At 40.7% G+C, this 11613-nt stretch carries 11 protein-coding genes; 7 read left to right on the forward strand and 4 right to left on the reverse strand.

Going from position 1 to position 11613, the window contains the following annotated elements; translation table 11 throughout:
- Positions 1–920 (reverse strand): FecR domain-containing protein (locus tag ACFE93_RS03300; protein ID WP_375472008.1); only part of this gene is annotated, 920 nt, incomplete at its 3' end.
- A 676-nt stretch (positions 921–1596) separates the two neighbouring features.
- On the opposite strand from ACFE93_RS03300, the gene ACFE93_RS03305 reads away from it, so the two are divergent.
- A complete protein-coding gene (locus tag ACFE93_RS03305; RefSeq protein WP_375472085.1) occupies positions 1597–2898 on the forward strand; it encodes a hypothetical protein in 1302 nt (433 codons plus the stop codon).
- A gap of 55 nt (positions 2899–2953) precedes the next feature.
- Here the strand turns inward: ACFE93_RS03305 and ACFE93_RS03310 are convergent, their stop codons facing one another.
- Positions 2954–3775, reverse strand: a complete 822-nt coding sequence (locus ACFE93_RS03310) for a sulfurtransferase (protein WP_375472009.1) — start codon at positions 3773–3775, stop codon at positions 2954–2956.
- A gap of 116 nt (positions 3776–3891) precedes the next feature.
- Between ACFE93_RS03310 and ACFE93_RS03315 the strand changes: the two genes are divergently transcribed.
- The 4 genes from ACFE93_RS03315 (at position 3892) to ACFE93_RS03330 (ending at position 8680) form a co-directional block, all read left to right on the forward strand.
- Entirely contained in the window at positions 3892–4815 is a 924-nt protein-coding gene (locus ACFE93_RS03315) for a tRNA (5-methylaminomethyl-2-thiouridine)(34)-methyltransferase MnmD (protein ID WP_375472010.1), read from the forward strand.
- 504 nt (positions 4816–5319) lie between these two features.
- Complete coding sequence (locus tag ACFE93_RS03320) at positions 5320–6564, forward strand: HD domain-containing phosphohydrolase (protein WP_375472011.1); 1245 nt, start codon at positions 5320–5322, stop codon at positions 6562–6564.
- A 202-nt stretch (positions 6565–6766) separates the two neighbouring features.
- Entirely contained in the window at positions 6767–8146 is a 1380-nt protein-coding gene (gene glmU / locus ACFE93_RS03325; protein ID WP_375472012.1) for a bifunctional UDP-N-acetylglucosamine diphosphorylase/glucosamine-1-phosphate N-acetyltransferase GlmU, read from the forward strand.
- Between the two features lie 111 nt (positions 8147–8257).
- Positions 8258–8680, forward strand: a complete 423-nt coding sequence (locus ACFE93_RS03330; RefSeq protein ID WP_375472013.1) for a DUF29 family protein — start codon at positions 8258–8260, stop codon at positions 8678–8680.
- Here the strand turns inward: ACFE93_RS03330 and ACFE93_RS03335 are convergent.
- Both ACFE93_RS03335 and ACFE93_RS03340 read right to left on the reverse strand, forming a co-directional pair.
- On the reverse strand, positions 8671–9624 hold the full coding sequence (locus ACFE93_RS03335; protein WP_375472014.1) for an isoaspartyl peptidase/L-asparaginase: 954 nt from the start codon (positions 9622–9624) through the stop codon (positions 8671–8673). The two genes, ACFE93_RS03330 and ACFE93_RS03335, sit on opposite strands and share 10 nt — an antisense overlap.
- Positions 9624–9818, reverse strand: a complete 195-nt coding sequence (locus ACFE93_RS03340; protein ID WP_094350216.1) for a DUF2256 domain-containing protein — start codon at positions 9816–9818, stop codon at positions 9624–9626. The genes ACFE93_RS03335 and ACFE93_RS03340 overlap by 1 nt, the downstream gene beginning before the upstream one ends.
- Before the next feature lie 922 nt (positions 9819–10740).
- Here ACFE93_RS03340 and ACFE93_RS03345 point away from each other — a divergent pair.
- On the forward strand, positions 10741–10947 hold the full coding sequence (locus ACFE93_RS03345) for a hypothetical protein (RefSeq protein WP_375472015.1): 207 nt from the start codon (positions 10741–10743) through the stop codon (positions 10945–10947).
- 107 nt (positions 10948–11054) lie between these two features.
- Positions 11055–11303 carry a hypothetical protein gene (locus tag ACFE93_RS03350; RefSeq protein WP_375472016.1) on the forward strand — a complete coding sequence of 83 codons (249 nt, stop codon included), beginning with the start codon at positions 11055–11057 and terminating at the stop codon, positions 11301–11303.
- Positions 11304–11613: the final 310 nt, after the last annotated feature.

An 11613-nucleotide genomic window follows, 5' to 3' on the forward strand; every position in this document is an offset into this window, starting at 1 on the left:
GGTGTTGGTTCTGTTGAGGTTACGGGTGTTGGATTTGTTGGAGTTACAGGTGTTGGATTTGTTGGAGTTACAGGTGTTGTCTCAGATGAGGTGTTTGATGTTGTCTCAGATGAGGTGTTTGATGTTGTCTCAGATGAGGTATTCGATGTTGTCTCAGTTGGGCTATTTGAAGGACTAGGAGTTAGCTTCATTTCAAATACTCCCTCGCCTTTTATCGGTGGCTGTGCTTCCAAAGCCGCAGCAGTTTCGGCTTGAACACTGGTGATTGCAGGATCGGGTGTAGGCACAGGACTCTGCCTGTTCAAATCAAGTTCCCGAACCATCTGGCTCGTTTCATAAAAATTTCTTAGATCAAAATCATATAATTTCTGAAATTCCCCTTTAATTAGAATTATCATCTGCCCTGCTTCCAGCACCTTAGTTTCACCTTCCTTGTTAGAAACTTCAATGCCACTATTTGTCAGCGCACCCACAATCGTGGTGTCTGTTTGTTGGTCGTAGCGTACAAATAATGCTGAACCACGAATTGCTGCTGCTGCACTTGGTGTTTGTATACGTGTTTGCCCCTTTCCTGGTGGGATGAGCAACAACACAGTCCCCTTTGTCAGTTTAAAGTCACGAGTCTTCGGCAAAAATTGAAATAACGCCTGTTCTCCAACTCGTGCCAAAGAGCCATCATTAAAACGCAAATCCGCTAGGGAAGCTCGACCAGTTGACAACCCGTCCCCAGGAGTCATTGCATCTAATTTGCGTGCAGGACGTTTCTTCAATTTATCTTTGGGTATCAGTTGTACGATATTGCGGAGGTTCTGAATCTCTGCTCGCGTTAGAGGAGTTATAGCGCTTACCCGATTTGGCAGAGGCAGTACTATAACTCCCCATAAACCAATCACTAATAATGGAAACGATTTATAAAACATAGTTTGATAAATTTTGACCTTCAACTAATATGATAAAAATTAAAGTTTAAGCTAAGGCTAATTGTTGTAAGAGTTTTTTTAAGTAAATTATTTTAAATTTTAATTTAGATTTAATGCATAAAATAGATAATAAGTGAAATAAATGTCTCATCTTTTATTTTTGAAAAAACTCAGTACACATCTATTCTCTTTTTTCGTATCCACCTGTTCCTTATCTATGCAAGCAAGTTCATGAATCAAATTGGATTACTATATGATGTATTTTTGTTGATTTAAGTTTTCCTTCCAAGACTGAAATTGTATGCAATAAAGTCTATAGCAGATTTAAAATTTAGTATTTGATAGAAATAATTAAATGATAAGTACATTACATATAATCCTTTATAATCAGTTCAGCCAGAGGGTCATTAATTATAGGAAACAATAACTTGCTAAGGATTTGTTGTGAAATTATCCACTGGCTGTATTTCACTAAATTTAAGCAGCAATGTTATCGGAGCCTCTCAGTTTTACAAAAAATCTGGGAAAAATCCGAAAAGCAGCAATTGTAGTTTGTAGTTTCAGTATATACCTACAAAGCGAAAATAGATGCAATCAACTGTATCTTTGTAGTCGGAACTTCTGATACAGCTTGTGGGTCTACATTTGCCAAACGCAATCAATGCGATCTAACCAGATGCGACTCAAGAACTGGAAAAATTTGTTTTTTTGTATTTTGTTAACGTTCAGTGGTGGAACCTGGTGTTGCATTAGAGTAAATGCGACAGAATCTGCAATTACAGATGTTTGGCATCCTAATAATTTAGCAACTACACAGGTAACTCATGAGCAGTTATGTCATAAATTGGAGCAAAAGGCAATTAACTCTTTGTGCAAGCTGTCGAGTGAGTCACGTACTTTAGATTCTCGGATGCCGTTAAATCTGGTACAGCAAACACCAGAAACTACTCAAATCCCAGATAAAACCGAAGAACCTACAGATACTCAAAATCAAAATGACCCGCCACAGCTAGAATCGCAGCCAAATAATGTGCCCATATCTCCTTCAGACTCAAAAGAGCAACTATTAAATTTACCTGAGATAGAGTATTCCCAAAGGCTAGAGAGGTTGATAGAACTCCTACGATCGCCAAAACAACCGTTTGAATCTAATAGCGGCGAATTAGGGTTACGGGTGCGGTTACGACCTCTAGAACAACAGCTACCACCACCGACAGAACAACCCGTACCTAAATTTATTAAACCTATCGGCTATCTACAAGGACGTGTCGGCTACTTCCAAACGAGTAACATTTTTTCCTCAAATGATAGTCCCATAGAAGATGGTTTAATTATTTCTGGACTGACACTAGCCTCTACATATTTTCCTTTGGGATCTAAGACTTTTGTAAATGGCTCAATTGATGGCAATCTGATTCGTTATATAAATCAGTCAGAATATCATTACAACCAAGTGAGATTCAATCTCAGTATTTACCAGCAGCTATCCCAACGAATGTTTGGAGAAATCAGTTGGAGCAATCAACAGTTATTTTATGCCAACAGCAGCGATCGCTTCGATAGCTTCAAAGCAGGCGATCGCTTTTTAAATGAAAATTCCCTACAACTGTCTTTGGGACGCCGAGATCCCTTAACTTCAAGATTAACCCTAGATAGCTTCTACCAATTGAGTGTAAATTTTGCTGACCCCCAAAGTCGTAATCGGATAATCAATTCCTTTTGGGTATCTCTGAACTACTACTTGCAAAAGCCTCTTCAGGTTGGTATTGACTACCAAATGAATTTATCAGACTTTACACAGCGCGATCGAGAAGACGAATTTTATCGGCTATTCGGACACTTAAATTACCAAATATCCGACACCATTAATATGAATATGGAGGCTGGAGTAAGTTTAGGTAGTTCAACCGCCGAAAACATTGATTTTGATGGCTGGTTCTTCACTATTAATTACAGTTTCCAATTAGGTAGGTTTTGAAATTTGTCATTTGTCCTTTGTTAAAAATCAATGCCCAATGCCCAATACCCAATGACTATAAATAAGAAATCCAATCACTCCAGCTACCAGCATAAAGTTTACCCTTAGTAATACTAGCTAATTCTAAAGAAAGTAAATTCACACAAGCAGTAACGCCAGAACCGCAATATACCAATATTTCTTCGGCTGTTTCTAGCTTTTCCCACCGACGGCGTTGTTCTTCTTGAGAAAGTAGGTAGCCGGAAGAGTCTGTAACTTCTTGCCAGGGATAGTTGACTGCACCGGAAATATGTCCGGCAATTCGATCGATTGGCTCTCGTTCGCCTCGGTAGCGATCGCTCTCTCTTGAATCTACCAATGCTACCTCGTGGTTATCTTTCCGGTTTTTTACCTCTGTAATATCTACTACCTTTTCTGTTTGTACTTGAGCGACAAACGTACCCATTCGGGGAGGAGGAATAACATCTGTAACAGAATACCCAGCTTTTTGCCATCCAGCCAAACCTCCATCTAGTACTGCTACTTGCTCGTGTCCTAGATAGCGCAACAGCCACCATAGACGAGCTGCAAAGGCAAAGCGCGAATCATCATAAACGACAACTAAACTTTTTTGGTAATTTACCCCAATCGTCGCCAATTTGTTAGCTATATCATTAGGGTTAGGTAAAGGATGTCTCCCGCCATGCTTACCCACTGGACTGGAAAGATCCTGATTCAAATCTAGGTAATACGATCCTTCTATATGACTTGTCTGGTACTGTTGTTGTCCTAGTTGTGGATCGGCTAAAGAAAAGCGACAATCCACAATAACGACTTGCGGATCTTTCAGATGTTCAAACAGCCAAGCTGATGAAACAATAAATTGAGGATTGGGCATGGGGCATGGAGCATTGGGTAAAACAGTTCCTTTTTGCCTAATACTGAATAAATAAGTTTTATTTATTACTCAGTATTAATGAAAGGTATCGGTCATTATTTAGTTTTTTTGTTAAGATGTCAAACTTAGAAAATTTTACACCTAAGTTAACAGCAGATGGTTCTTTCACCTTTGTCTCTCAAGAGTTTGGTGAATCCTTTCACAGCCATTGTGGAGCGCAGCAGGAAAGTTTTTGCAAGTTTGTGGAACCTACTCAACTGGCTATAGCAGCGCAAAAACCAGTCTTGCGACTATTGGATGTTTGTTATGGTCTAGGATATAACACAGCTGCTGCTTTGCAAACAATTTGGGCAGTGAATCCTGGTTGTTGTGTTGAAGTAATCGGTTTAGAACTGAATCCAGCAGTGCCACAAGCGGCGATCGCTCATCATTTGTTCGACAATTGGAACTGTAACTATATTGAAATTTTAAAAAAGCTAGCTTTTGAGCATCAAGTACAAACACCTTGCCTGAAAGCGAAACTACTAATTGGCGATGCTAGAACTACGATAACGCTAGTACGTCAGTTGGGCTTCTGGGCAGATGTAATTTTCCTCGATCCCTTTTCACCACCACAGTGTCCTCAATTATGGACTGTTGAATTTATTAAACAGATGTCATTGTGCTTACATCCAGATGGTTTATTAGCCACCTATTCTTGTGCTGCTGCTGTACGCACAGCACTTTTGTCTGCTGGCTTAGTGATATCTTCTACCCCACCCGTAGGAAGGCGATCGCCTGGTACCGTGGCAACACATTCTAAAAATGCTGAGTCTAAAGACCACTTTCCACTCACTACCCTCTCAGAAGTTGAAAAAGAACACTTGCTAACTCGTGCTGCTATTCCCTATCGCGATCCTCAATTGAGCGATCCAACCGAAGTCATAGTCAGGCGGCGACAACAAGAGCAACAAACCTCTTGCCTGGAACCTGCTTCCCATTGGCGAAAAAGGTGGCTATTGGGAACACAAGTTAGGGATTTTATAAGAACTAGTTTGTAGTTTGATTGCAATATCATACAATATGCTACGCCTATGGACTACAAGCCTAATTCAACGAGTTTTTACGAGCCGAATAGCTTATCTATATGTTAGTATACAATATTACATATTGTTTAACAGTACTGGAGTATTGCTATAACTCGGGTAAAAACATTTATATCTAAGTGATTACTATAAAAACTTGAAACTCAAAATCCGATATCTCAATATAAAGGAGTTAATTATAACGCTTTCTGACGCCACAAGGCGAAAAAATCTCCGTAAAAAACCTGATTTAACATTTGTGAGAATTTATCATACTGGAATTAGAAGCAAAAAATTTGACAACAAGATCCACCTTGTTCGTAACATAAAACATACATGCTGCGAAAAATTCCGAGCGGCAGCTTGACATCATGCATAATAATCCATATCGAAACTCTGACTCAGATACAGTCAAATCTTAAATTTGTTTTTAAAATCTGACACTGTTAACTAACTTGTGCAAAAACTTGGAGTGCCTTTGTGATTCAATGGAAATCCAACCATACAGGCTTTACAGAAAAAATTGTTAATGGGGCAAACCCCATTAGCACAATGAAGAGTATCGGTTCAAATCATGCCGTGGAATCGCAAAATGCGGAGGGTTATTCTTTAGGCTTATCTCAAGGATATCTTATGCTTGAAGATAGGCAAGCAATGTCTTCTTGGATAAAATCTGATGTTAATTGTGGTGATGATTCATTGGTCTCTAAAACACTACAAGCCAAAGGTTCTAAAGTGAATGGGTTTGATTTAGATCCGCCGAAGATTTTAGTAGTTGATGATCATGCCGCCAGTCGGATGACTGCTGTTGCCCTCTTGGGGATGGAAGGATACGAAGTAATTGAGGCGGACAGTGGTTCTATTGTTGTTGGATTGGTAACTCAAAAACAACCAGATTTGATTTTGCTGGATGTAATGATGCCAGGAATGGATGGATTTGAAGTGTGCCAATTGCTTAAACAGGATGAGCAGACTAGGTTAATCCCAGTAATTTTTATTACAGCGTTAAATGACAGGCGATCGCGCATTCGGGGAATTGAAGTTGGGGCAGATGATTTTCTCACCAAACCCTTTGATCGGGTAGAACTAGCGGCGCGTGTAAAGTCCTTGGTGCAGCAGAAGCGTCTGAACGAAGATTTAGACCATGCTGAACAAGTACTATTTTCTATTGCCATGTCCATTGAAAGCCGCGATCCCAATACAGGCAACCATTGCGAACGTCTAGTAAAACTGGGACAAGTTTTTGGTGAATACCTCAACCTCTCACGCTATCAAATTCGAGATTTGATGTGGGGTGGTTATCTCCACGATATCGGTAAGGTAGGTATTCCCGATGCTGTGCTGCTAAAAAAAGGCAAACTCACCCCCGAAGATTGGCAAATTATGCAGCGGCACGTTTTGATTGGAGAAAAAATCTGCCAACCACTACGGAGTATGCGCGGTGTAATTCCGATTATTCGTCATCACCACGAACGCTGGGATGGCTCAGGCTACCCCGATGGACTCAAGGGGGATGATATTCCCTACCTAGCGCAAGTATTTCAGTTAATTGATATTTACGATGCCCTAACCAGCGAACGACCTTACAAAAGAGCTTTTACTTCAGCAGAAGCCCTTTTAGTGATGCAAGAAGAAAGTGATTCCGGTTGGCGTAATCCGAAACTAATGCAGCAATTTACAGAGTTTATTTGCTCTTGTCAACAAAAAGGGAAAAGTGGGGAATAGGGAGTAATGATTTGTAGCTGCTGTAATAAACGCTAATTTGCATTATCATAATCTCTGCTTTTTATGAGCGAAGTTATACGGGCTCCTGAATTCTGACTCCTTTGATATTTTCAGTCTTTTATAATTAGCTGGTATGATTTGAGCCGAGATTTTAAAGTACCAACAGCATTAATCACAATTCACTGATAGCTGATAGCTAATTATGGTAGTTGTAGCAATTCTAGCGGCAGGACGCGGCACACGGATGAAATCACGCTTACCCAAGGTTTTACATTCTTTGGGTGGGCGGTCGCTAATAGAGAGAGTTCTCGAATGTGTAGAACCACTTTCGCCCTCACGGCGAATCGTGATTGTGGGATATCAATCCGAGGAAGTGCAAGCCGCCATGCATTCAATTCCCAGTTTGGAGTTTGTTGAACAGACTGTGCAATTGGGGACAGGTCATGCTATCCAGCAATTACTTCCTCACTTGGAAAATTACACTGGAGATTTGCTGGTACTTAACGGCGATTTACCGTTAATACGCAGCGAAACTCTTAAGCAGATGTTACAAACTCATGTCCGAAATCAAAACTCTGCCACTATTCTCACCTCGCACCTACCTGACCCCACAGGCTACGGGCGCGTTTTTTGTAACGATGAAAATATTGTGCAGCAAATGGTCGAACACAAGGATTGTACGGCTGCTCAAAGACAAAATCAGCGGATTAACGCTGGAGTTTACTGCTTTCGCTGGCCAGATTTGGCAAAGGTGCTTCCCCATCTCCAGGCAAACAATGCCCAAAAAGAATACTATCTTACCGATGCCGTGACTCAGGTGGGCCAAGTAATGGCAGTGGATGTGGAAGATTACCAAGAAATTCTCGGCATCAACGATCGCTTGCAACTAGCAACAGCATACGAAATTTTGCAAAAACGAGTCAAGGAAAAATGGATGCTGGCGGGTGTGACCCTCATCGACCCCACAAGCATCACCATTGATGAAACAGTGGAATTGCAGCTGGATGTAATTATTGAACCCCAAACTCACCTGCGGGGAAATACAGTGATTCAAACAGGAAGTCACATTGGGCCGGGAAGTTTAATTGAAAATAGCCAGTTGGCTGAAAATGTCACGGTGCAGTATTCAGTGGTGACAGATAGCACTGTGCAGGCGGGAAGCCGAATTGGCCCTTATGCTCATTTGCGCGGTCAGGTAGAAGTGGGTGCTGGTTGCTGTGTGGGGAATTTTGTGGAATTGAAAAATACGCAGTTAGGCGATCGCACAAATGCTAAACATTTGTCGTATATAGGTGATAGCGTTGTTGGCAATCAGGTGAATATTGGTGCCGGTACAATTACTGCCAATTATGACGGCGTGAAAAAACACCGTACAAAAATAGGCGATCGGACAAAAACGGGTTCCAATAGCGTTTTAGTGGCTCCACTCACCTTGGGAGATGATGTCTATATTGCTGCTGGTTCCACTATTACAGAAGATGTGCCTGATGATTCTCTGGTAATTGCCCGTAGTCGTCAGGTGGTGAAACCAGCTTGGCGTAGGAAAAGTGTTGACAATAAAACCACAGATCAACATAAATAATTCATCGGTGTTAATCGCGGTTGATTTGTGGTTTGAGAGCATAAACCAGGATTTTTGCGAGTTGTCTAATCTAGCTAGATTAGTGGTAAAGCCAAAATCTCAACATATAACATGGAAGAACTGCTAGAACTTAGGCAATTTCTAGAACAAGGCAAAATCCATGAGGCGCTGCTGTTGGTGGATGAGTTAGAAGAAATGAGCCTCAGTGACAAAATCAATAAAATTGATAGTTATGGTGTGATTCTGCTCATCCATTTAATTAAACAAAAGTCCGAAAAACGTTCTACTCGCTCTTGGGATGTTTCAATAGAAAATACAGTGCGTGAAATCAACAAAATAAACAAGCGCCGCAAATCCGGTGGCTTTTACTTGAATCAAGCAGAATTACTCGATATTCTGGAACAAGGATATCAAGTGGCACTGAAAAGAGCGGCGCTAGAAGCTTTTGAGGGGCGTTATGAAGCCGAAGAATTAGCTGCAATGGTTGACCAGCAAGAAACTTTAGCCGAAGCCCTGAAACTGATTCAACAATAGCCGATCAGTTCGTTGCCAGTCCATTCCAAAGTATCACCAATTTTTTCGCCGTCGTGGTAGGCAGCGAGTAAGATTTCACTAGTTTTTCCCCAAGCGATCGCTCCACTAGCATCTAAGGCGATCGCTCCCAAATCGCGTTTGTTCTCGTGCGCTTCCCCAAAGGATCGCTGCATGGCCTCCTTCAGTGACATCCCATCAGTGACACGCACTACAATCCGTGCAGCTAAACACTCATCGATGATATCTTCGCCAATGCCAGTACAGCTAACACCAGCATTACTAGTAGCATAATTACCTGCTGGCATCGCCGAATCACTTACCCTGCCAATCCGCTCAAATCCCTTACCACCAGTAGAAGTGCCAGCAGCTAGCTTACCAGATGCATCTAAAGCTACTACACCGATGGTACCGCGTCCGGCATTGCTGGTTTCTAGCAGTTCGGGTTCTGCTACCACGCCAGCCATTATGCTTTTAAAATTATCCTGACGCTCTTGTATCCACTCTTGTAACCGCAAATCAGTTAAAGCGTTATAGCTGGGAATTTGCATTTCCCGCGCCAACTCAGCCGATCCGAAATCTGATAGCACTCGGTCTGGCGAGCTTTGTAAAAATTGCGCTAAATCAATAGGATTTTTCACCCGCGAGATATTAATCACACCACTAAACCGCCCTGATGCACCATCCATCAGGGAAGCACTCATACGAATTTGTCCATCAGATTGCAATACTGAACCAGTACCAGCATTAAAGCGGGGGTTGTCTTCGAGCATTTGGCAACCCTGCACCACAGCCTCTGAGGCAGTTGCTCCTGACAATAGTAGAGAATAAACTTCTTCTATTACTGTATGCAGCGATCGGCGCACCGCCTCTAATCCGCCTTTACCGTGGAGAGAACTACCAGCCCCTCCATGAATAATTAATTTAGGTTGCACCTGTAACTCCATTAATCTCTTGCGCTATTTGCGTCTGTATTGCGGTTGGTTTCATTTTGAGCTTCAGAACGGCGACGACGACAACGTTCTGAGCAATATTTCACATCGTCCCAGCAATCTTGCCACTTTTTACGCCATGTGAAAGGACGTTGACATACCGGACAGATTTTTGTAGGTAGGTCAGATTTAGAACGAACACGTCCCATATAAATACTGTGTAAATGAGAATTTCATTTCCGAAGGAGATGGAAGATAATTATAACCAGTTTGCTACGAAGGCAGGATATATTCAACGAACAAATATATTGTCAATCTATCCTTAGACCTATTTGCAACATCTCTGCTAAAACAAGAGAGGCTTTGAATCTTACTATCCTGCTCTTTTAGGGACTTGCAAAAATAAATTATCCCAAATTATTTCTAGATTTGTAGAGGCGCAAGGACTTGCATTGGTGTCAACTTAAGGTTAAAGCTTTTATTATCTCGCTTTCTATCGGAGACTGGGAATGCCTAATGGGAGGCAGCATTTCCAGTCTCCGATAGGCAATGAGATTTTAAAGGAATTTTAGTTAGCTTAAGTTGACTGATACCAATGAAGGCCATGAAACACCCCTGACGGGTTAGGGCAAGGCTGTTTCATTGCCTAAAAGGTGCTGATTTACAAGCGTTTCAAGCAAACAAATCAGGTGAATAAAAAATCTGATTGCACCAGAAAATGGTGATGCCTCCAGCAAGGTTTCGCTAACGCACTGAAATTGACTCTTTGAGATAGTAATTTTTCGATTACTAACTTCCCCATCCTTAATAGATCGAATGAAACAGCCCTGGAGTTTAGGGGGATTAAAAACCCTAAAGTCATATCAAAATACTTTTAAAACAATCTCTAAATACTAGAGGTTGAAAATAGCTTGATAATACATAGCAAAGTACTTTTCAAACCATTTATAAATATTAAATACTGTAAATAACTTGATAGTAGAATGTTTTTTCTTTTTTAAAATAAAATTTACGTAAAACTACTATTCATTGAATTCTAATAGTGCTATTCTTTGTATGTCACTAAAAAACAAGTTGTAGTGGCACGACAACAAACAAGTTGACCTTACTAATTCTTAGGAAAGTAAAATCATGATTATCAACGATCTTTCTCATGTAGAAACCGTTCTTGAAAATGAAAATGTTCAAGGTGGAATAGCTTTTGCAGATGCTAATTCAAAAGCATTTGCTTATGGTAAAAACATCGCTATCACCAGCATTACCACTAGCACCGTTGCTGTCTCCAAGAAATACAGCCTATCTGCTAGTACCGGTTCATCTAGTTCTGCTGCCGGCTAAATATGCCTTAGTACCACAGTGTACTACAGTGCATTTTAGATAGAAAAATTGCTGAAAGTTTTCAAAAACTTTCAGCAATACATTCGTTTTTCAAAGAGAGCTTTTTTATGGAACGATTAAGAATTTCCGATCTCAGTTTTTGTGAAGATGAAGTTTCCGATCTTAGTCAAGTACAAGGGGGAGTTGCATCTGCTTACGCACGTAGTTATTCTACTGCTAACAAGAGCAGTTATAAAGTAGGCAAATACACTATTGAAGGTATTGTTGCAGGTGCTCTTGGTGGCGCTCTTGCTGGCGCTATTACTGATGGTGATAAGGCTATTGCATCTGCCAATACATCGGCAACAGTTTCCTAAAGCTGGCATAACCAAATTGTAGGAAGCTTTTATGGGCGATGTCCATAAAAGCTTGTTAGGAATATTTTTATACCTCTATCTTATACCACATATAGCAGTATAAGACAGTAGGTAAAAGCGACACTTCGGTGTTGCTCAATGACTATGCTTGTTTTTGAGTTCAAAGCTTATGAAAAGTTAGCCCAGATAACAGCAGTAGATAATGCAATTCTGACTGTAAAATTCATTTGAAATAGCTGTATTTTGCTATAGATAAATGTTAAAAATGCAGCTAAAAATGATTTGCATAAATATTTAATTCATTCTGCTG

Source organism: uncultured Nostoc sp., assembly GCF_964247315.1.
Lineage (GTDB): Bacteria > Cyanobacteriota > Cyanobacteriia > Cyanobacteriales > Nostocaceae > Nostoc.

Excerpts from the sequence above, each read along its gene's own strand:
- ACFE93_RS03305 (WP_375472085.1), top strand. The coding sequence starts at position 1,597 with ATGCGACTCAAGAACTGGAAAAATTTGTTTTTTTGTATTTTGTTAACG.
- ACFE93_RS03310 (WP_375472009.1), bottom strand. The coding sequence starts at position 3,775 with ATGCCCAATCCTCAATTTATTGTTTCATCAGCTTGGCTGTTTGAACAT.
- ACFE93_RS03315 (WP_375472010.1), top strand. The coding sequence starts at position 3,892 with ATGTCAAACTTAGAAAATTTTACACCTAAGTTAACAGCAGATGGTTCT.
- glmU (WP_375472012.1), top strand. The coding sequence starts at position 6,767 with ATGGTAGTTGTAGCAATTCTAGCGGCAGGACGCGGCACACGGATGAAA.
- ACFE93_RS03330 (WP_375472013.1), top strand. The coding sequence starts at position 8,258 with ATGGAAGAACTGCTAGAACTTAGGCAATTTCTAGAACAAGGCAAAATC.
- ACFE93_RS03335 (WP_375472014.1), bottom strand. The coding sequence starts at position 9,624 with ATGGAGTTACAGGTGCAACCTAAATTAATTATTCATGGAGGGGCTGGT.
- ACFE93_RS03340 (WP_094350216.1), bottom strand. The coding sequence starts at position 9,818 with ATGGGACGTGTTCGTTCTAAATCTGACCTACCTACAAAAATCTGTCCG.
- ACFE93_RS03345 (WP_375472015.1), top strand. The coding sequence starts at position 10,741 with ATGATTATCAACGATCTTTCTCATGTAGAAACCGTTCTTGAAAATGAA.
- ACFE93_RS03350 (WP_375472016.1), top strand. The coding sequence starts at position 11,055 with ATGGAACGATTAAGAATTTCCGATCTCAGTTTTTGTGAAGATGAAGTT.